This window comes from Variovorax rhizosphaerae, from assembly GCF_037889975.1.
Classification (GTDB): domain Bacteria; phylum Pseudomonadota; class Gammaproteobacteria; order Burkholderiales; family Burkholderiaceae_C; genus Variovorax; species Variovorax rhizosphaerae.
The window spans coordinates 1-20171 of record NZ_JBBKZT010000024.1; the positions used below are offsets into that span (position 1 = coordinate 1).

The window sequence follows — 20171 nt, forward strand, 5'->3', positions numbered from 1 at the left end:
CAACAGCGTGCGCCTGCACTCCAAACTGGGCAACTTGCCGCCCAATGCCTTCGAGCAGCAATTGGCAATCAAACAACCTATCGCAGTGTCTGAAAAAACTTGACCAGCACAAAGCGTCATGATGCTGACGCACATGTCCGCCGTCGCGACCAATCCGCACATGTACAAGTCCGTGCCCTACGACTCATTGAAGGATTTCGAGGCGGTGGGATTGCTCGGCGACCTTCCCTTTGTGCTGGTGTGCAATCCCTCGATGCCCTTTAGCAACCTGGAGCAACTGGTGCGCTACGCCAAGGAGAATCCGGGCAAGCTGACGAATGCGTCGTCGGGCAACGGCACGGTCTCGCACCTCGCCATGGAAGACTTCAAGCGCCGTGCGGGCATCGACATCCTGCATGTGCCATACAAGGGCAGCGGCCCCGGCCTGACGGACGTGGTTGCGGGGCAGGTGTCGCTGGCTTTGGAGACGGCAGCGGCAGTGCAGCCTTTTGTCCAATCCGGTCGACTCAAGGCGCTGGGCGTTGGCACGAGCACGCGGCTGAGCACGATGCCCAACGTGCCGACCATCGCGGAGCAAGGCTTCAAGGACTTCAGCGCGGTCACTTGGCTGATGCTCGTCTATCCTGCCGGCACGAACGGCCAGTTGGTGGCGAGCACGTTCACGGCGATGAACAAGGTCATGCAGACGCCTGAGGTCGATGCGCGAATGCGGCAGATCGGTGCCGTCCCGAGGTTCAGCAAGAGCCCGGCGGAAGCAACCGCTTTCATTCGGAGCGAGTACGCCCACTGGGGCGAGGCGGTCAAGCGCAGTGGCGTTCAGCTCGACTAGAAGGCGCGGGACTGCTGATCTCACGAGCCGTGCCCAACCTCAGGAATCAGCCCCCGGAGGCAAGCCACATGATCTCCGGCCTCGGCCGCGGCTGCCCGGGAGGAACCTGCGCCGGATGCCCAAGCACGATGGCGACCTCCGGGTCATAGCCTTTCGGAATGCCATCAAGTCGCGACGCAGGGGAAACTGCTTGTATGGGCGAATTGAGCGCCGCGCGCGAACGGCTTCAAGTGCATCCATGTCCGCCTCCGAAAGTTGTGATTCACCGCTCACGCAGACGCCGGATCTCCTGCAGCGTCAGCGCGCAGACCTCCTCCGGGGCAAGCCTTGCGCCTTGATCGATCATGACTTCTATGGCGGCGCCCTCTAGAAGTCGATCTGGATACTGGCTTCCTTGACCGCCTTGCCAATCTTCACCAGATCCTCTCGGATGAGTTGTCGAAACTGTTCGGGATTCGACTTGTTCGCGATGAATGACAGCTCATCGAACTTGGCTTTGAGCGCAGGTGATTCGACCGCCTTTGCAATTTCAGCGTTCAGCCGGTTGGTGACCGCGGCCGGCATATCGGCCGGCCCCCAGATGCCATACCAGGAAAGCAGTTCGAAACCCGGAACCCCGCTCTCTGAGACGGTCGGGACATCAGGCATGTTGGGCACCCGCGTCTTGCTCGTGACAGCCAGCGCCCGCAAGCGACCGGCCTGCACGAACGAGCGGACGCCGGGCATTGGCGAGGCGGCGGCGGACACATGCCCGCCAACAACATCGGTCAACTGCGGCACCGCTCCCTTGTACGCAACGATCTCCATCTTGAGCTTCAACGCACGATTGAGCATCTCTTCACTCAGATGGCTCGTCGTTCCGAGGCCAGAGGTCGCCCATGTGTACTTGTTGGGATTTGCCTTGACCAGCGTCGCAAACTCACCCAGATTCCTTGCCGGGATGTCGTTGTTGACGGCAACGACCAACGGCACATAGCCGATCTGCCCGATCGGCGTGAAGTCCTTCTCGGCGTCGTAGCTCTTCTTGGACAGGACAAGCGGCAAGTAGACCTGGCTCGACGCATTGAAAAGAAGCGTGTACCCGTCGGCCTTGGCCTTCTTGACATTCAGCGAGCCGAGCACCCCCGAGGCGCCAGGGGTGTTCTCGATGATGATCGGCTGTCCCAACTGCCGTTGCAACTGGTCCGCAACCATGCGACCGATGTTGTCGATCGAGCCCCCCGGTGTATAGGGGATCACCATCTTGATGGGCTTGTTGGGATAGTCATCGGCGCTGCAGATCTGGGCGCTCGCAATGGCGATTCCCAGCAGCGCGAACTTCGACAACGAGCGGATTTTCTTGAGCATTGAATGTCTCCGGGACTTATTTGGATTGGTAGGCAGCTTCAGATTGAGCGCGGGCCGGGAACGGCGTTCGGCAGCATCGAATCACCGTTTCTGGTCGGGCGTGACCTTGGTGCGAAGGCAATAGGCAGAACGTGCAAACGCAGCGATGGCATCGCTCATCGCCCGGGGTTGTTCCGGGGCCATCGCGTGACCTGCATCCCGGATGGTTTGAACCGTTACCCGGTCGCCCAACATGGGCTTCATCACATTGGGAATGACCACGGCGTCATGCTCGGCCTGCAGGTCGAGGATCGGCACGCTCGCGCCCCCTGAGAAATAGTCGTCCACAGGCGTCACTGCGCGCGCTCGGCCCTGTGCGTCATGCGCCGCGGGAAACCAGCCGTCGAGCCACACGCTCGGGTCGTGCCCTGGCGCGAAGAAGGCCTTGCGGAGGCACTCGGTGCGTTGCTCGTTCGACAGGGACAGGTCACCGGCTCCGTCGATGGCGTCGCGCAACCGGCTGTACGGCTTTTCCGTCGAGCCTGGAGGAAGCTTGCCCGCTGAGGCCGCCGCCATGACGATGCCGCACACGAGGTCGGGACGATCCGCCGCCAAGGTGCGCGCCGGCTGGCTGCCCCATGCATGTCCGACGACGACGATCGGCCCTGTTGCTTCGTGGTCGAGCACGGCCGCCACGTCGCGAGCGAAATCATGGAGGTCCAGGTTCTCCATCGACCCGCGGCTGCGGCCGACGCCCCGCGGTTCAGGGCGCAGCACGCGAAAGCCTTCGTCAACAAGGAGCGCGGCAACGACGTCGTAGTCCCGGCCGGATCGTGCGAGCGACGGCAGGATGCAGATCACGGGGCCTGCTCCTTCGTCGTTGAATTCGATCTCGATGGTCGCGCTGGCGTTCGCCGCGCAATACGACACCAGCTTGTTCAGGCGCGCTCCCGCTCGGGCGCTGTTCGAAGTTTCTTGATTGGGCATGGCCGAGAGTCTCAGCCGGGCAGGCTCGATCGGTAACTGCCTGAGCCCTATATCAGCTATGCCTGATAGCTATGCCTGAAGTCGAGTTCCTGGAGCAGTTGTGCTGTGCCACGGGTAAGTCGGGTCGCGGGGCGCGCCATCGGCGTCGCAAGAACCAAGGCATTCCAGATACTCGGCGGCCCGATCGGGGCACATGGCAAAGGATCGTCACCGGCGGTGCCCAACGCGCTTTCCGGAAGGATCGTGCACCCCACTCCGGTAGCGACCAACCCGAGCACGGTACGGACCGCGCCGACTTCGGCAAGTACCTGAAGCTGTATCTGGCGCGGGCCCAGCACGGAGTCGAGCAAGTGGCGAATCGCATTCGGCGCACTCGGCAACACCATCGGGTAGTTGGCAAGCGCGGACAACCCGACCTTCGCCGGAAGCTTGCTCTTGGGCGGTGCCACCAGCCAGAGCTTCTCCCGCATCAAGGGCTGGAACGCAAGCTGGGGTGTCGGCGCCGGATCGAAGAGCAGTGCCAGATCCAGCCGCCCTGCGATGAGAGACTCTCGCAAGGCCACGCTCAGGCCCTCGAGCACGGTGATCACCGCCCGCGGGAACTTTTCCCTGAACCGCTGGATGAGCGGCGTGCTCAGGCCCAACGCGACGCGGGGCGGCATGCCCACGACGATGCGTCCGCCCGGACTTTCGTCCATCTCCCGCAATTCGTCCCGGGCGCGGCGTGAGATGTCCAGCATCGCCCTCGCGTGGACGAGCAATGCTTCCCCCGCGTCCGTGGTGTTGACGCCGCGCCCGGTTCTCACCAGCAGGCGTTGCCCCAGATCGGCTTCGAGCAGCGCAATCTGCCTGCTGAGACTCGGCTGCGCGAGATCCAGCGCCACCGCCCCGCGACTGAAACTGCCCGAATCGACCACGGTCACGAAGTACAGAAGTTGGCGAAGCTCCATAGCCGTTCAGCATAGCTGATATAGGAGTGATGTCCTTACCCTTTGAGCCCCCGGTTGGGAAACTGACGCCATGACATCAACCCTCCCACCTGGGGCCTGCAATGCCCACTGCCACGTCTTCGGGCCGCGAACGCGCTTTCCGTATGCCTCGGACGCCACGTTCGTCCCCAAGGAAGACGCGCCGAAGGAAGACCTCTGCGCGTTGAACGACCGGCTCGGACTCGAACGCTGCGTCGTGGTGCAGTCGGCCTGTCACGGCTTCGATAACCGTGCCACCGAAGACGCTGTCGCATCACGGCCATCAACGTACCGCGCCATTGCACTTCTCCCGACAGATACCCCCAGCGTAGAGTTGGAGCGGCTGAACGCCGCAGGATTTCGCGGCGTCAGGTTCAACTTCATGGGGCATCTGGGGCGGCACACGCCAATCGAGGACGTCCTGTCATTGGCGAGCCGCTTTGCGCCGTTGGGCTGGCATCTGCAGATTCACGGCGACCCGGCACTTCTCACCAACCTTGCGCCTGCATTGCGTCAATCCCCGACGCCGGTTGTCATCGACCACATCGGCCGGATCGATGCGTCGCGGGGCGTCGCCCAGCCGGACTTCCAGGCGCTGCTGCGCTTGATGTCCGAGGAGCGCTTCTGGGTCAAGGTCAGCGGCATGGACCGCATCACCCGGCTCGGCCCGCCCTACGCAGACGCACAGCCCTTTGCCCGCACGCTCGTCACGGAATTCGGTGATCGCGTGGTCTGGGGCAACGACTGGCCACATCCCAACCACGTAGGCCCCTTGCCCGACGAGCAACAGCTTGTGGACCTCATTGCCGAGATCGCACCGACGCAAGCCGCGCGCCACGCGCTTCTCGTCAGCAACCCCGAACGTCTATATCAATTTGGAGACAGAACATGAGCCTTCGATTCAACAACAAAGTGGCCATCGTGACCGGCGCCGGATGCGTCGGCGCCGGCTGGGGCAATGGCCGTGCCATTGCGGTCCGTCTGGCTGAAGAGGGCGCCAAGGTGCTGGCGGTCGACCGGGATCGCGCACGGCTTGACGAAACCCTCGAGTTGGCGGGCGACGCGCGTGCATCCATCACGCCCTGGGTGTGCGACGTGACGAGCAGCGAAAGCGTGGCCGCAATGGCCGCGGCCTGCCTGGACGCCTACGGCACGATCGACATCCTCATCAATAACGTGGGCGGTTCTGCCGCCGGTGGACCGGTGGAGTTGGCCGAGGAGGCGTGGGATTCCCAGATCGACATCAACCTCAAGAGCGTGTTCCTGACGTGCAAGCATGTGCTGCCGACGATGCTCGCGAAGGGAGCCGGTTCCATCGTCAACATCTCTTCGACGTCCGGCATGCGTTGGACGGGCAGCGCCCAGGTCGCCTATGCCGCCACCAAAGCCGGCGTGATCCAGATGTCGCGGGTGATTGCTGTGCAGCATGCGGCCAAGGGGGTGCGCGTCAACAGCGTAGTGCCAGGCCAATTGCATACGCCAATGGTTGAAACGCGCCTTGCCAAGCAACGCTCGGGCGGCGACGTGGACGCATTGCTGGCGCAGCGCCAGAAGCGCATTCCGCTCGGCTTCATGGGCGATGGCCGGGATACCGCGAGCGCTGTGTTGTTCCTGGCGAGCGACGAGGCCCGCTTCATCACGGGGACCGAATTGGTGGTCGACGGCGGGATGACCGCGCGCTGCGACTGAACGCCGATCACTACAAGAAGTTGGAGACATCAATGATCAAGCACCTCTTGCTCACCGCCGCGCTCGCGCTTGCGCTGGCGCCCGCAGTCAACGCACAACCAAAGACCACGCGAATCGTCGTTTCCTTCACTTCGGGCGGACCCGTGGATTCCGTGGCGCGGACGCTGTCCGAACAGCTTGGCAAGGAGCTAGGGCGCACCGTCATCATCGACAACAAACCGGGCGCCAATGGGGCGATAGGTGCGGTTGACGTCATGAAGTCGGCGCCGGATGGCAGCACGCTCTGGTTCACCAGCGTTGGCGCCGCGGCGATCAACTCATCGCTTTACGACAAGCTTCCGTACGACATGCAGCGCGACTTCGCACCCGTCTCGCTCGTCGTCAACAACGTCGAGTTGCTGGTCACCCAGCAAAGCAACCCAGCCAAGGACGCCGCCGAGTTCGTGTCGGCAACCAGGAAACGCACCGAGCCCACGGCGATGGGTTCGTCCGGGACAGGAAGCATTCCGCACCTGGCGATCGAACAGCTTTCGGATTCGAGTGGCGCCAAGCTCTTGCATGTGCCCTACAAAGGGGCTGCCCCCGCCATCACCGACCTGATGGGTGGACAGATCAGCGGCTTCTTCGGCGACGTGCCCGGCTTGCTCGGCCATCTTCAGGGCGGGCGCCTCAAGGCACTTGGCGTTGCGTCCAGCAAGCGCCACCCGTCGTTGCCGGACGTCAAGACCCTGGAGGAGCAGGGTATCAAGGGCGTGGACACCAACAACTGGTATGCGCTCTATGCGCCCGCGAAGACGCCACCGGAGGTGATCGAGGCGCTGAACAAGGCGCTGCGCAACACCCTCGCCACTCCGGCCGTGCGCGACAAGCTGCTCAAGGCCGGCACCGAGCCCGCGCCTTCCACGCCCCAGGAGTTGGCCGCGATCCAGAAGCGCGACACCGAGAAGTGGGCCAAGCTGATCCGCGCCAAGAACATCAAGGCCGATTGATGACCACAGCAAACATCCGCGTGCCCCTCGTCCAACCCGGTACCCGGGCAGAGCTGGCAGAAGTCGAAGCGCGAATCATGGCCGAGCGCGGGCGCGTGTCGCTGCTGTACCAGGTGTTGCTCAACAGCGGACCGATCGCGTCTGGCTGGGAGCGCATGCTCACGGCTGTTCGCAACCAGACCGGTGTGCCTGCCGACCTGCGCGAGTTGATGATTCTTCGCGTCGCGGTACTCAACGGTGCCAGCTTCGAATACGACGCGCACGTGCCCCATGCCCAGAAGGCGGGGGTCAGCGACGAAAAGATCGAGGCCGTGAGGCAGGGGCTGCTATCGGACATCTTTGCGCCGCTTGAACGGCTTGTGCTTGAACTGACCGACGCCATGACGCGTCAGGTCGTCGTGCCTGACGAACTCATGGCTCAGATGCAGGCGCAGTTCGATGCCAAGGGTGTGGTCGAAGTGGTGGCCACCATCGCGGCATACAACATGGTGTCGCGGCTCCTGGTCGCGCTCAACGTCGCCCATTGAACGCGGAGCCAGTGATGCAAGACCTATGGCTTCTCAAGCACCACGAAACGGCTGAGGCATTGGGTGGCGTCGCCGATCCGATCCAGTCACAAGCGTCGGCAGTCCGAGCGTGGCGAGCCTTGGATGGCGCGATGCGCTACCTGTACGCATCAGGAAGCATGCTGCCATCGGGCGCCATCGCCGGATTTCAAGAGGACTGGCTTCGACTGAGTTGCGTGCAGGAGCTTGCCGGCGCCTCCGCGGGCCACATCGCCATGAACCACTACGTGGTGGAGACCGACGTTCTTCCCGAGTTCGAGGAAGACCTCAATGCGTGGTACGCACAAGAGCATCTCCCGGGGCTCGCATCCGTGCCAGGCACTGTGCGCGCAGCCCGGTATGTCGACGCTACGGGCTCTCCAAAGTATTACGCCTGCTACGACCTCGTGAGCGCCGACATCCTGGGCAGTCCGGCCTGGCTCGCCGTGCGCGCGACGCCCTGGAGTTCGCGTGTACGGCCAGCGTTCCGAAACACGCGGCGAACCATGTTCGACAAGGCGCCGTTCGGGTCGCGCTGAGCCACCCGCCCAACGCCCGCATCCGGATCGATCGCCGGCGTTTCTCGCTGGCAACTCACAACCATTGGAAAACCGCATGAAAAGCATCAACATCCCTCGTCGCTCGCTGCTTCGTCTTGCCGGGGCGGGCTGCGCAATCGCCGCCTGCCGCCTGTCGTTTGCAGCAGATCAATATCCGTCGCGTCCCATTCGGATCGTCGTCCCATACGCGCCGGGCGGTGGCACCGACGTCGTCGGCCGCGCGCTGGCGCAAGCCATGTCCAAGGAACTGGGGCAGCCCATCATCATCGACAACAAGGCAGGCGGGGGCACCGTGATCGGCTCGGATCTCGTGTCCAAGTCACCCCCGGACGGCCACACCCTCCTCATGACCACCTCGGCGATCGCCATCAATGCTTCGCTGGTCAAGAACCTCCCGTATGACACACAAAAGGGGTTCGCTGAGGTCGCGCTGATATGCCACGGCCCCAACGTCGTGGTGGTGCGCGCAGACAGCCCTTACAGGACGCTTCAGGACATCATCAAGGCCGCCAGGGAAAAGCCGGGCAAGTTGAACTACGCATCCTCGGGCAACGGATCGGCGGTGCATCTCGCGGCGGAACTTCTCAAGAGCATGGCGAAGATTGATGTGACGCACGTGCCCTATCGAGGCGCCGGGCCGGCATACACCGATTTGCTGGGAGGCCAGGTGGATATGCTTTTCGGGACTGCCGGCGGCGTGAGCAAGTTCGTCGAGACGGGAAAGATGCGAGCGATTGCCGTGACATCCAAGACGCGATCACCGGCGTACAAGGACGTCCCCGCAGTCTCCGAGACGCTTCCCGGCTACGAAGCAGAGGTCTGGTACGGCGTCTTTGCACCGGGTGGCACGCCAGCTGCAGTCCTGGCCCGCCTGAACGCTGCCATACGCAAGGCCGCGGAGGCGCCCGACTATCGCGCCCGGCTGAAGCATGAGGGACTGACGGTGGCCGTCAACACGCCGCAGGAAATGACGCAATTCATGCGATCCGAAGAGCAGCGCTGGCGCAAAGTCGTGACCGAAGGCCGCATCACCACGGATTGACGGGCTGCCGCTTGGCGACCATGCCCGTCGCCAGTGCCTCGGCCCCATTGTGCGGGCCATGCATTGACCAATGCCGCCCTTGCAATCATTCGCAGACGCGCGAAGCGCGCTGCGTCCAGATGGCGGCTCTTGCGTCGATGTGCTTTGCCACCTCGACTCAACCCTCGTGGGGGGCGGGCTGGGCGCAGCCCGGCCCTGGGGGCTCTCTTGAGTCGATGCGGCTTTGCAATCTCGACTCAACCCCCGCGGGGGTGGCCCGAGCGTACGCCGGTCCTGGTGACTCTCAAGCGACCGGCAGCGTGGCGCTTTGGTCCAGCGCCCAGATCTTCGCCAGAAGTGCCTTGGCGCGCTCCTGGCCGATCACCGGCGACACCAACTCCATGTACTTGCCTTCAAGTTCGCGATCCGTCAACGCCTGCTCCGGATCGCCCTTGCGGTTGGGCTGCAAGTGTTCGAGACGGCGGCCGTCGCGCAGCTCGATCACGACGCGCGCGGCGCGCTGGCCCGGGAATGCGGCATCGAGATCAGGGTCCACAGCGACGCTGATGCGTTCCATCAGTGACCGGGTCACCGGGTCCTCCAGCCGCGTCGGCTCGTAGGCGGCCAGGCGCACGCTGCCGTGGGCCAGCGCCGTGGCGACCACGTAGGTCAGGCTGAAGCGCGCTTCGTTGGCGGTGGTGGGCCTCGTATAGCAAGCGATGTCGAGTGCCGGGCGGTAGGTCGCGACGTGCACATGTGCAATGTCGTCCGCCTCGATGCGGTGCCGTTCCTTCAGTTCCAACGCGCCGTCGATGGCCGCGAAGGTGTGCCCGCAGCCAATGTGGTTCTTGAAAGTCAGGCGGGTGATGTGAAAGTCCTGCCCGAGCGTCGCGCCGACCTGCGACCAGTCCGGCCCGTTGCTCATGGCGCGGCCCAGGCCCGCTTCGCCGTCGAGTACGTCGAGCGATCCTGTGACGCCTCTTCTCGCCAATTGGGCCGCAAGGACGCCAGCCTCGGCAGCGCGCCCGGCATGCAGCGGCTTGGACATGGAATCCATCCGGAAGGCCTGCTGCAGCCCCGCCGTGAAGGTGGCAGCTGTTGCAAGCGCATGAGCGAAGGCGGCTTCGTCGAGCGCCATCAGTCCCCCCGCGGCGGCGGCGGCGCCGAAGCTGCCCACCGTGCCGGTGCTGTGCCAGAACTTGTAGTGCGGGCGACCCATGACGACGCCGATGCGCGTGGAGACCTCGTAGCCAAGCACCACGCCACGCAGAAACTGCATGCCGCTGGCCCCGACATCCTGTCCCGCTGCCAAGGCCGCGGCAATGGTGGCAGCGCCGGGGTGGTACATGGCGTCGCGAAAGCTGTCATCCACTTCGGCTGCATGCGCGGCCGTTCCGTTCATGAGCGCAGCGGCGCGCGCCGTGGCCAGGCGCCCGCGCGCCAGGAAGGCACGTCCGTGGTCCAGATCGTCGGCCACGGTCTCTTCGAGTTGCCGCACAGGCGCCGCGTCGAGGCCGGGGAACAGCGAGGCATACCAGTCGATGACCGCGCGCTTTGCGTGGTGGATGACTTCCGCAGGCAACGGCTTCGATTGGAAGTCGGCTGCGTAGCGGGCAAATATTTCTGTGGCGTGCATCTCAATTTTCCTGATGGCGTTGTTCGGCTGATTCCAGCCAATGCAGCAGCAAGGCATTTGTCTCCGCAGCTGCTTCGTATTGCACCCAGTGGCCGGCGCCGGGAACGATGCAGGTTCGGCAATCCCTGCGTCCATGCGCCAGCACTTGCACCGCCCGGGACGGCTCCGCGGTCACATCGTGCTCGCCCCAGGCCAGCAGCAACGGGCCGCTGTAGCCTGCGAGCAAGCCCGGAAGATCACCGGCACGCGAGATGGGTTTGCTGCGAAAGCGTGCGCGCAAGCAGGCTTGGGTATGAATGTGCAGCGCCGTGTCGTCCACACTCGCTGCGTCGTGAAGCATGTGGGTCCACAGGTTGTGGCGCATGGCTGCGCCAAGCGCAGCGTGGTCGTGCTGTTCGTGGGCAGCGCGCCAGCTTTTCAGCTCCGCCCGTGGCCGCCGATTGCCTCCATGCCCGGCGGGTCCCAAGAGCGGCAGCGAGGACACCTTCGCACGGTTACGCGCAAGGTTGGCGGCCACCAGGCCTCCAAACGAGAAACCGACCAGGTGGACCGAGGTGTCGCTTCCAACGAGTTGCCCCAACGTGTCCTCGAGGGCGCACACGATCGACGCCAGCGTTGGCTCGGCAGGCGTTGCCGAATCACCATATCCCGGCATGTCGGGAACCCACACCGCATGCGCTCGGGACAACGCTTGGATGTTGCGCGCCCAGTGCAGCCAGCTCCCGTGCCCACCGTGCAGCAGCATCAGGGGTGGCCCGTCGCCGAAGCGGCGCCACACGATTCGCTCGCCACGGCGGGTATCCACCGTGTGCCGCTGCGCGAGGCGCTTGAGTTTCGCGACGTTGTCCATCGCCGTCGCCCCGCTATGCAGCCAGGACGACGACGCCGTCGGCTGCGCGCACGCCTTGCCCATCGGGCAGCACGAAGACCGGGTTGATCTCGGCCTCGACGAGGCGATCCCCCAACTGCGCTGCCATCTGCGAGAAAGCCACGATGGTGCTTGCCAGTGCTTCGACGTCCGCTTTCGGCCGACCCCGGAATCCGTCGAGCAGCGGCCAGGTCTTCAGGTCCTTCGCCATGCCGAGCGCTTCTTCGCGGCTCAAGCCCCCTTGCGAAGGCAGCAGACGCATCGTGGTGTCCTTGAAGAGCTCGGCGGTCACGCCGCCCATGCCCAGCAGGATCGCCGTGCCCAGCACGTCATGGTGAACACCGAGGATCAGCTCCGTTCCACCGCCCACCATTTCCTGCACGAGGAAGCGATCTGGTCGCACGCCGGCCTTGGTCTCGACTTCGGAGGCCATTGCCTGCAGGCGTGCACCCACGGTTTCAGCAGTGAGATTGACGGCGACCCCGCCCACGTCGCTCTTGTGCGTGATCTCGGCCGAGAGGATCTTCAGGACGACGCGGCCGCCCAGTTCGCGCGCTGCAGCTTCCGCTTGTGCCGATGTCGTCACTTCCACCTCGCGCGCGCAGGGCACGCCGAAGCGGGTGAACAGTTGCTTGGCCTGGGCTTCGTCCAGCGAACCGGTGGGCAGGTCATCGATGGTCACGACCTCTTGCGCCGCGCTGGTGGTTGCGGGTGCTTGCCAGCGGCCGACCCGAAGCATCGCGTTCAACGCCGCTGTACAGCTTTCCGCGTCGGCGAAGGCGGGCACCCCGTGCTGCGTCAGCAGCGCACCGACTTGGGGGGCGTGCGGGCTCACGTAGGCGATCACCGGCTTGTCGGAGTTGGGCAGGCAGTCTTCGATCGCGCTGGCCATCAGTTCTGGCATGGCCAGGCTGGACGAACCCACGATGATCGCGAGCGCGTCATAGCTCGGGCTCTTGAGCAGAACATTGATGGCACCTCGCAACAGGTCTGGCTGCAGGCCGGCCAGGGTCACGTCGATGGGGTTGCGGTCCAGCACGGCGTGGTCGCCCGTCTGCAGTGCGCGCAGTGCTTCAGCCGTTGCGGCATCGGGCGCGGGCGTCTCGAATCCTTGCATGCCCAGGTCGTCCGACACCAGGGTGCCGGCGCCGCCGGTGGACGTGAGGATGGCCACGCGCGTGCCGCGAAGCTTGCGGCCCGTGGCCAGCGCCACGGGGATGTCGAGCAGGTCGCCAAAGCTCTGCGCGCGAATCACTCCCACCTGCCGGAACAAGGCGTCGTACATGCTGTCGGCGCCGGCCATGGCACCCGTGTGCGACACGGCCGCCTTCGCGCCTGCTTCGGACCGCCCGATCTTGAAAGCAACCACCGGCTTGCCCGCATGTGCTGCCTTCAGCGCAGCCGCACGGAACTTCTCAGGGTTGCGGACAGTTTCGATGTAGAGCGCGATCACTTTGGTCGCTTCGTCATCGACCAGGTGGTCGATGAAATCGGACAACTCCAGGTCGACCTCATTGCTGGTCGAGATCAGCTTGGACAGCCCGATACCGCGCGCCGCAGCACGCGAGAGCAGCGAGCCCAGGATGCCGCCGCTCTGCGACACCACGCCGATGCCGCCCACTGGAAAGTGGTCCATCTCCAGCGCACCGCTGGCCGACAGCACGATGTTGTCGGTCAGGTTGACCAGGCCGATCGTGTTGGGGCCGAGGATGCGCATGTCGCCGGCTGCCTCGATGAGCTGTTGCTGGCGACGCGCGCCTTGCTCCCCGGTCTCGGTGTAGCCACTCGCAAGAACGATCGCAGCGGCTGTCCCACGTGCCGCGAGGTCGCGTACCGCTTGATGGGCGCGTTCGGCGCCGAGCAGCACGATGCCCACATCGGGGTTGCCGGGGAGGGAGGCGATGTCCGGGTAGCACTTCAATCCGTTGATGGTGGCGACACGCGGATTGACAGGGTAGATGTCCCCCGTGAACCCGTGCTTCTGCAGGTAGGCAATCGGGCGGCCCGCCGTCTTGGCAGCATCGGCAGAGGCACCGATCACGGCGACGCTGCGGGGTTGGATGAGCCTGGCAATGGCGTTCATCTCCGTCACTGCATGGATGTCGATCATGTTGTTCATTGCGCTGACTCCTTCTTCGTGTTGCTCTTGGCCAGGAACGCCATCACCGACTCGCGATGCTCGGTGCTCGTGTAGCAGATGCCTTGCGCCTGGCTTCCCTGGGCGAACACCTGGTGCGCTGAAAGCTCGAAGCTCTGGTTGAGGATGGTCTTGCCCAGCGCGAGCGCGGTGGCAGAGCCCCTGCTCATTTCCGCCGCCCAACGCTGTGCATCCGCGACGAGGCTGTCGGCGTCCGACTTTCGATCGGCGATTCCCAGGCGCAGGGCTTCGTCCACCTCGACCTTGCGACCACTGAAGATCAGTTCCTTGGCCTTGGGCAGGCCCACGCGGCGCGGAAGAAAGTACATGCCGCCACCGTCGGGAATGATTCCGCGGTTGATGTACGACCAGGTGAAGCTGGCGGCATCCGAAGCGATGATGAAATCACACGCCAGCGCCGTGTCGGCCCCGAGGCCGGATGCCGCACCGTTGACGGCGGCAATGGTGGGCTTGGGCATGGTGTGCAGCAGCGACTGCGTGTGGTGCACACGCTGCTGGCGACTCCACCCGTTGAAGCCGACCTCTCCGGCCGGCGCCTGCATGCGCCGCTCCATGCCAGCCACGTCGCCGCCTGCGCAGAAGCCCTTGCCGCGACCGGTGAGCACCAGTGCGCGGATGCTCTTGTCGTACGTCACATGCTCGAGCGCTGCGATGAATTCGGAGCGCATGTCGTCGCTCATGGCATTGCGCTTTTCGGGACGGTTCAACCACAGCGTGGCGATACCGTCGACAACTTCGAGTTGAATCAGTTGGGAGTTCATGGGGGTCCTGTTCGTTCTGTTCGTTCAGTCGGTCGTGATGTTGTTTTCCTTGACCACCTTGCGCCAGCGCGCCTCCTCGCCCTTTGCATACTTGTCGAAGTCCTCAGGCGAGCCGCCGTTGATCACGAGGCCTTCGCCCTCCACGCGCTTCCTGAAAGCGTCTGTCTGGATGGACTTCTTCGCTGCGGCGTTCAGCTTTGCGATCACATCGGCGGGCGTTCCAGCGGGCGCGTAAAGCCCATACCAACTGTCGGCCACATAGCCGGGGACACCGCTCTCGGCGATCGTCGGGACCTTGGCAAGTGCATGCGACGGGGAGCGCGTTGCCGTTGTCACGGCAAGAGCGCGCAACTTTCCGTTCTCGATGAAGTTGCCGACTGCCGCTGCCGTGGCGAACATCACATCCACCTGTCCACCCAGCAAGTCCGTGATCGCCGGACCTGCACCGCGATACGGGATGTGCGTCATGTTGGTCTTCGTCAGGTTCTTGAAGAGTTCGCCGGCAAGATGCGCGGAAGTGCCGGCCCCTTGCGAAGCGAATGAAACCTTGCCGGGGTTGGCCTTGGCGGCGGCAATGACGTCGCCCACCGATTTGAAGGGGCTGTCAGCGCGCACGACGAGCACGTTGGGCGAAACACCCACGAGGATCACCGGCGCAAAGCCCTTCTCGTAGTTGTAAGGCAGCTTGGACTGGAGGCTCGGGTTGACGACGTGCGCGACAGTCGCCATCACCAGCGTGTAGCCGTCGGGCGCACTCTTTGCGACTGCGTCGGTTCCGATGATGGTTCCTGCGCCTGGCTTGTTGTCGATGATCACCGGCTGGCCCAGTTCCTGGGACATGCTGATGCCCATGGTGCGCGCCACGAGATCGGTGCCGCCGCCGGGCGCGAAGGGCACCACGATCTTGACGGGCTTGTCGGGAAAGGCAGCACTTGCGGGCGCGGCGATGAGCAAGGTGGCTGCGCAGGCACAGGCCAGAAAGGTAGCGAACCTTGCGCGGGCAAGGGGCAAGAGGCTTTGCATGGATTTTGTCTCCGGGTTACGGGAAGAGTTGCGAAGTGATTTCGATGGCGACAGCGGCTTCTTCTCATCGACAGGTCGAGCTTAGGCAAACAGTTCTTGGCGCGCATCCCCCTATTTCCAACTGATGGAAATCAGTGCTACGGTGCAGTCCCGACTGTTCCAGCCCTTCCCCTATGCCGCCCACTTCAGACAACCAGGCCCGACGCAAGCATCACGAAGAGCCACTGCTCAACAGATCATTGGTACGGGGGGTCGAGATCCTGAGGGCTTTTCGACCGGGCGCCGACTTGCTCGGCAACGGCGAGATTTCCGAGCGGACGGGCCTGTCGCGCGCGACTGTCAGCAGGCTCGCGCAGACGCTCGTCGAAACAGGACTGCTCGAGCACGACCGCAGCCAGCGGGCTTACCGGCTTGCAGCACCTGTGTTGAGCCTCGCGCACGCCATGCGCGCGGGTTCGCCGGTCTTGAACGCAGTCGCCCCGCTGATGCGGGCGCTCGCCGAGAAGATGCGAATCAACGTCGGCCTGGCGGTGTCGGATCGGGACGAGATGGTCTACCTCGAATCTGTTCGCTACAACCGCCGCGTCGCACTCAGGAACGTGGTGGCGGGCCAGCGCGTGCCCATGGAACTCACGTCGCTCGGAAGGGCCTGGCTGGCAGTTGCGCCGGAAGCCGAACGACACGCCCTGTTCGCCCAGTTTCGGGCGCGGCGAATGGGGGACTGGAATCGACTGAAGAAAGAGATCGAGGCTGCGTCGCACAGCGTTGAACAGAGAGGCTACTGCGTGGCTTCCTGGCAGGCGGAAGTGATTGCCGTCGCAACGCCACTTTTGCTGCCCGCGGGTCAGGTTTACATCCTCAACGCCAGTGTGACCACCGCTACCAGCATCCAGGAGGTCGAGAGGGAACTGAGCGGGCCGCTGTTGGCGCTCCGCGAAAAGGCGAGGGTTGCAACCAGTGCCTGAAAGCTCGCCAGACCATGGTTTGCGGAAGAGTGCTCGTACATCGGCCAGATGCAAAGTCGGTGCCCAGCTACCGCGGCCGTTCCACTAGAAGGATCGAAGAGCCGCAACCAGTCTGGACTTTCCCTTCGCGAAGCTACGCCACCCTCGTTGGCGCCCCGCCTCAAGGAAGAGACCTCGGCGCGAGCCACGTGATCTCCGGCCTCGGCCGCGGCTGCCCGGGAGGAACCTGCGCCGGATGCCCAAGCACGATGGCGACCTCCGGTTCATAGCCATCCGGAATGCCAAGCTCCTGGCCCACGCCCGGGCTCCGCAGCCAGGGAATCGGCGCGCCAACCCAGCATGAGCCGACATCCAGCGCCTGCGCCGCCACGAGCAGGTTCTGTCCCGCCCGACAACAGTCGTACGGCGTCTCCGGATTGCCCATCTGCGCGCAGATCAGGACCAGCGCAGGAGCGCCCCAGAACACTTCGAACTCGGGTCGCTCCGACCACTCCCAGTGCTGTCCCGCAGGTTGGTGCGTGCGGGCGTACTCCTTGGCCCGCTGCCCGTAGCCGGCCAATCGCTCGGCACCTTCGAGCACGCACAGCTTCCAGGGCGCTTGCCCGCTGACCGGAGGCGTCGGGGCCTGGACTGCCGCCCACAGCAATTCCTCGATCAACTCGCGACGCAGGGGCAAGTCCTTGTAGGCGCGGATCGAGCGCCGCGCGTGAATGGCTTCGAGAGCATCCATGTCCACCTCCAAAGGCTATGACTCATCACCCACGCAGGCGCCAACCTCCTGCAGCGTCAGCGCACACACTTCCTCCGGCGCAAGCCCTGTGCCCTGGTCGATCAGGACTTCGATGGCGTCCCCCTCCAGCCACGTCGCAAGCTGCGCGCAGTGTCGGCTGCGGTAGGCCGCCAGATCGAAACCTCGCCAACTGCGGTTCTGCGCGGCGGTGGCGTACCCGAGGAGGCGCGCCGCCGCCTCGAAGCGCCGCTCATTGAAGGCCAGCGCGTAGTAGATGTGACTGAAGAATTCGAAGCTGCGCCATTCGATCGAACGACACAGCTCAAACAGGCGCATGAGTGCCTGTCGTGCTTCGGCATTCCTGCCGAGTTTCAGCAGGCAATTGGCCATCGTGCCGGTCAGCACGACGATCGCGCCGGGACTCTGGATGTCGGCTTCGGAAAGGCCTTCTGCACAAGTGCGCAAGGCGTCGCTGTAGCGCCCCAAGCCGATCTGCGCAACCGCGATCTGGTTCATGAAATGACCGGCCCACGCCATCGCACCGCAAGACCTTGCGAGTTGTAGCCCTCGCTCGGCGGCAGCCAGCGCGTCGGCGTGGTGGCGACGCTTCATGGCGACGCTGAATCCGAGCAGGAACCGGGGCAGCCGCCAGCGCGCAGGCCAGTCGTGCCGCTCGATGGCATCGATTTCGTGGATCAACGCATCCACCGCATCCAATGAATCCGAGGACGCCATCGCGCGCAGGCACAGCGCCTGGTAGAGCCAGGCGTCGTCCTTCAACCCGCGGAAGATCGACTCGGCGCGTGCCGCGCATTCATGCATCACGTCATCGCCGAAGTTCATCTGCAGGTGCGCCCGTGCGAACCAGTAGCGTCCGGCCGCGCGTCGGTCAACCTGCTCGCTCGCTGCTTCGAGGACCCGCGCACGACGCCGCAATTCCTGCGAGAGCGCGAGCATGCTGAAGAGCGCCAGCGCTGACCCGACCAGTCGTACTGCAAGCGATGCGTCGTGCGCGGTCGACCAGTCGAGGGCCGCGCGCAAGTTGTCCAGGTCGGGCGCCCACGTGGCGAGCCAGTCGGCATCGCCCAGCGCGGCCTGCATCGGTTCGGCGCGCTCGAATGCAGTCGCGAGGGCAAGGGCGTGGGCATGCGCGACCTTGCTGCGTTCGCCCGCGGCGTCGAGCATTTCAAGCGCATATTCGCGGGCGCTCTCGGGCAAGCGCCAGCGCGGCGGGTCGCCTGCGTCGCATTGAAGCAGCGAGCGTTCGGTGAGGGCTTGCACCGTGTCGAGCACCAGCCACTCGCTGCCCGGCGTGTCCGCGCAAATCGCCTGGGCCGTTTCAAGCGTGAACCCGCCGACGAAGATGCCAAGCATGCGAAAGATGCGTGCCTCGCTCGCTGACAAGAGCCCGACGCTCCAGTCGAGCGCTGCATGCAAGGTCTGCTGGCGCGCCGGCGTTTCGCGATGGTTGCCCGCGAGCATCGAAAAGCGCTGGGCCAGACGGGCTTCCAGTCCCTTGAGTCCGAACATCGTCATGCGCGAGGCGGCCAATCGAATGGCCAGCGGCATGGCGTCGAGCCGTGCGCAGATGCTTGCGATCGCCCTGAGGTCGGCATCGGCAATCTCGAGGCGTGCATCCGCTGCCCTGGCGTGATCGATGAACATCGCGATCGCCGGCGCGCGTCGTGTGTCGGACGGGGTGTCGGCCGGAGAAGGCAGTGCCAGGCCACCAAGCCGATACACCCGCTCCGACTCGACCTTCAACGGTGCCTGGCTGGTGGCGAGGAGGCGCACTTGCCGGGCCGCTCTCACGATCGCCACGGCCAGGTGCGCCACGGCATCGATGAGGTGCTCGGCGTTGTCCAGCACGATCACGCATTGCAGCGGCGCGAGTGCGGACAGCAGGCCGGGGAGGGCGTCCGTGCCGCCGCCGAAAGGCAGTCCAAGGGCCGTAGCAATGGTCGAAGGCAGGTTGGCCGCATCATCCAGCGGGGCGAGTTCGACCCACGCCACGCCGTCGCGAAAGGCGGTGTGCTGCGCATGCGCGGTCGCCAGCGCGACGGCCGTCTTCCCGACTCCGCCTGCACCGACGACCGTGACCAGGCGATGCTGCGAGAGCAAGGCATCGACCGCTGCAAGGTCGGACTCACGGCCGAACAGATGGGCGGGCGGCGCCGGCAAGCGCGCGGGCGCCGCCATCGGGCCGGCAGGCGCACTCTCGGCGCCTGCGAACAGCATGTAGCCCTGGCCGGGGAGGGTCTTGAGCACGTCGAAGCCCGCGGCGCCGAGCACATCGCGTGCGTCGCCGACCGCACGCGCCAAGGCATCGTCCGCGACGCTTCGGTCCGGCCAGAGCGCTTGGAGCAGTTCCTTCTTGGTCACGGGGCGCCCCGGCCTTGCGGCAAGCAATCTCAGCACTGCGCCCGCATCGCTGCTCATCGGGATCACGCGGCCATCGGCACCGCGAAGCGCTCCACTGTCCGGATCGAAGCTGAAGTCCGCGAGCCTCAAGCGGGGCCTGCCGGGACGCAGCGCGAAGGCGTGGATCGGCTCGGCGATGTTCTTGACGGCGTGCCGGCCCAGGTCTTCGAAATGAATGTCGAGCCGGTGGCCGATCGCTCCCTGCGCCGCCGCGGACACCGCGATCTCGCCGGGCAGCGCCAGGGCCTGGAGCCGCGCGGCGACATTGACGCCATTGCCGTAGACCGTGCCGTCGGGCTTTTCAAGCAGGTCGCAGAGGTGGATGCCGATGCGAAACAGCAAGCGGCTGTCTTCGCTCGAACCGGCGCATGCGGAAGCGACTTGACGCTGCACCGCAAGCGCGGCTTCCACCGCGCCGGCAGCCGTGCCGAAGACGGCCAGCACGGAGTCGCCCGCCGTATCGACCACGCGTCCCCCGTGGGCACGGGTCGCATCGCGAAAAAAACCGCGCGCAGCATCCAGCGCAGCGAGCGTCCGGCGCTCGTCGATGCCCATCAGGCGCGAGTAACCTGCCGCGTCGGCGGCCAGGATGGCCATCAGCCGACGCTGCAAGCCGGCCGCCTTCATGTTCATGACCTCCGAGCCCTGTGTTGCCGGCTTCTCGGACGTGTGCCTGGGCGCAGTCGGCACGCCTC

At 64.9% G+C, this 20171-nt stretch carries 18 protein-coding genes; 8 read left to right on the top strand and 10 right to left on the bottom strand.

Features of this window, described 5'->3' with window-relative positions; translation table 11 throughout:
- Positions 1 to 118 precede the first annotated feature (118 nt).
- Positions 119 to 829, top strand: a complete 711-nt coding sequence (locus WKW82_RS33125) for a Bug family tripartite tricarboxylate transporter substrate binding protein (protein ID WP_340347178.1) — start codon at positions 119 to 121, stop codon at positions 827 to 829.
- A 366-nt stretch (positions 830 to 1195) separates the two neighbouring features.
- Here the strand turns inward: WKW82_RS33125 and WKW82_RS33130 are convergent, their stop codons facing one another.
- The 3 genes from WKW82_RS33130 to WKW82_RS33140 all read right to left on the bottom strand — a co-directional run bounded on the left by WKW82_RS33130 (position 1196) and on the right by WKW82_RS33140 (position 4092).
- Positions 1196 to 2176, bottom strand: a complete 981-nt coding sequence (locus WKW82_RS33130; RefSeq protein WP_340347179.1) for a Bug family tripartite tricarboxylate transporter substrate binding protein — start codon at positions 2174 to 2176, stop codon at positions 1196 to 1198.
- 81 nt (positions 2177 to 2257) lie between these two features.
- Positions 2258 to 3016: an alpha/beta fold hydrolase gene (locus tag WKW82_RS33135; RefSeq protein ID WP_340347180.1), complete on the bottom strand. Its 759-nt coding sequence runs from the start codon at positions 3014 to 3016 to the stop codon at positions 2258 to 2260.
- 182 nt (positions 3017 to 3198) lie between these two features.
- Positions 3199 to 4092 (bottom strand): LysR substrate-binding domain-containing protein, encoded by an 894-nt coding sequence (locus WKW82_RS33140; RefSeq protein WP_340347181.1) that lies wholly within the window; start codon positions 4090 to 4092, stop codon positions 3199 to 3201.
- 70 nt (positions 4093 to 4162) lie between these two features.
- Here WKW82_RS33140 and WKW82_RS33145 point away from each other — a divergent pair, with 70 nt between their 5' ends.
- The 6 genes from WKW82_RS33145 to WKW82_RS33170 all read left to right on the top strand — a co-directional run bounded on the left by WKW82_RS33145 (position 4163) and on the right by WKW82_RS33170 (position 8935).
- Complete coding sequence (locus tag WKW82_RS33145; protein WP_340347182.1) at positions 4163 to 5002, top strand: amidohydrolase family protein; 840 nt, start codon at positions 4163 to 4165, stop codon at positions 5000 to 5002.
- Positions 4999 to 5799 (top strand): SDR family NAD(P)-dependent oxidoreductase, encoded by an 801-nt coding sequence (locus WKW82_RS33150; protein ID WP_340347184.1) that lies wholly within the window; start codon positions 4999 to 5001, stop codon positions 5797 to 5799. Before WKW82_RS33145 ends, WKW82_RS33150 begins: the two co-directional genes overlap by 4 nt.
- Before the next feature lie 32 nt (positions 5800 to 5831).
- Positions 5832 to 6788: a Bug family tripartite tricarboxylate transporter substrate binding protein gene (locus WKW82_RS33155; RefSeq protein ID WP_340347186.1), complete on the top strand. Its 957-nt coding sequence runs from the start codon at positions 5832 to 5834 to the stop codon at positions 6786 to 6788.
- A complete protein-coding gene (locus tag WKW82_RS33160; RefSeq protein WP_340347187.1) occupies positions 6788 to 7315 on the top strand; it encodes a carboxymuconolactone decarboxylase family protein in 528 nt (175 codons plus the stop codon). The genes WKW82_RS33155 and WKW82_RS33160 overlap by 1 nt, the downstream gene beginning before the upstream one ends.
- 14 nt (positions 7316 to 7329) lie before the next feature.
- Entirely contained in the window at positions 7330 to 7872 is a 543-nt protein-coding gene (locus WKW82_RS33165; protein WP_340347188.1) for a hypothetical protein, read from the top strand.
- Between the two features lie 76 nt (positions 7873 to 7948).
- A complete protein-coding gene (locus tag WKW82_RS33170; RefSeq protein ID WP_340347189.1) occupies positions 7949 to 8935 on the top strand; it encodes a tripartite tricarboxylate transporter substrate binding protein in 987 nt (328 codons plus the stop codon).
- Positions 8936 to 9218: 283 nt separating this feature from the next.
- On the opposite strand, the gene WKW82_RS33175 is transcribed toward WKW82_RS33170, so the two are convergent.
- The 5 genes from WKW82_RS33175 to WKW82_RS33195 are packed head-to-tail and all read right to left on the bottom strand — an operon-like array spanning position 9219 to position 15360.
- Entirely contained in the window at positions 9219 to 10550 is a 1332-nt protein-coding gene (locus WKW82_RS33175; RefSeq protein WP_340347190.1) for an MmgE/PrpD family protein, read from the bottom strand.
- Between the two features lies 1 nt (position 10551).
- On the bottom strand, positions 10552 to 11400 hold the full coding sequence (locus tag WKW82_RS33180) for an alpha/beta fold hydrolase (protein WP_340347191.1): 849 nt from the start codon (positions 11398 to 11400) through the stop codon (positions 10552 to 10554).
- Positions 11401 to 11413: 13 nt separating this feature from the next.
- Positions 11414 to 13501 (bottom strand): acetate--CoA ligase family protein, encoded by a 2088-nt coding sequence (locus WKW82_RS33185; RefSeq protein ID WP_340347298.1) that lies wholly within the window; start codon positions 13499 to 13501, stop codon positions 11414 to 11416.
- 32 nt (positions 13502 to 13533) lie between these two features.
- Positions 13534 to 14337 carry an enoyl-CoA hydratase/isomerase family protein gene (locus tag WKW82_RS33190; protein WP_340347192.1) on the bottom strand — a complete coding sequence of 268 codons (804 nt, stop codon included), beginning with the start codon at positions 14335 to 14337 and terminating at the stop codon, positions 13534 to 13536.
- A 24-nt stretch (positions 14338 to 14361) separates the two neighbouring features.
- Entirely contained in the window at positions 14362 to 15360 is a 999-nt protein-coding gene (locus WKW82_RS33195; protein WP_340347193.1) for a Bug family tripartite tricarboxylate transporter substrate binding protein, read from the bottom strand.
- A 173-nt stretch (positions 15361 to 15533) separates the two neighbouring features.
- On the opposite strand from WKW82_RS33195, the gene WKW82_RS33200 reads away from it, so the two are divergent.
- Positions 15534 to 16325, top strand: a complete 792-nt coding sequence (locus WKW82_RS33200; RefSeq protein WP_340347195.1) for an IclR family transcriptional regulator — start codon at positions 15534 to 15536, stop codon at positions 16323 to 16325.
- Between the two features lie 160 nt (positions 16326 to 16485).
- On the opposite strand, the gene WKW82_RS33205 is transcribed toward WKW82_RS33200, so the two are convergent.
- Both WKW82_RS33205 and WKW82_RS33210 read right to left on the bottom strand, forming a co-directional pair.
- A complete protein-coding gene (locus tag WKW82_RS33205; RefSeq protein WP_340347196.1) occupies positions 16486 to 17055 on the bottom strand; it encodes a nitroreductase family protein in 570 nt (189 codons plus the stop codon).
- Positions 17056 to 17070: 15 nt separating this feature from the next.
- Positions 17071 to 20109: a winged helix-turn-helix domain-containing protein gene (locus tag WKW82_RS33210; RefSeq protein WP_340347198.1), complete on the bottom strand. Its 3039-nt coding sequence runs from the start codon at positions 20107 to 20109 to the stop codon at positions 17071 to 17073.
- Positions 20110 to 20171: the final 62 nt, after the last annotated feature.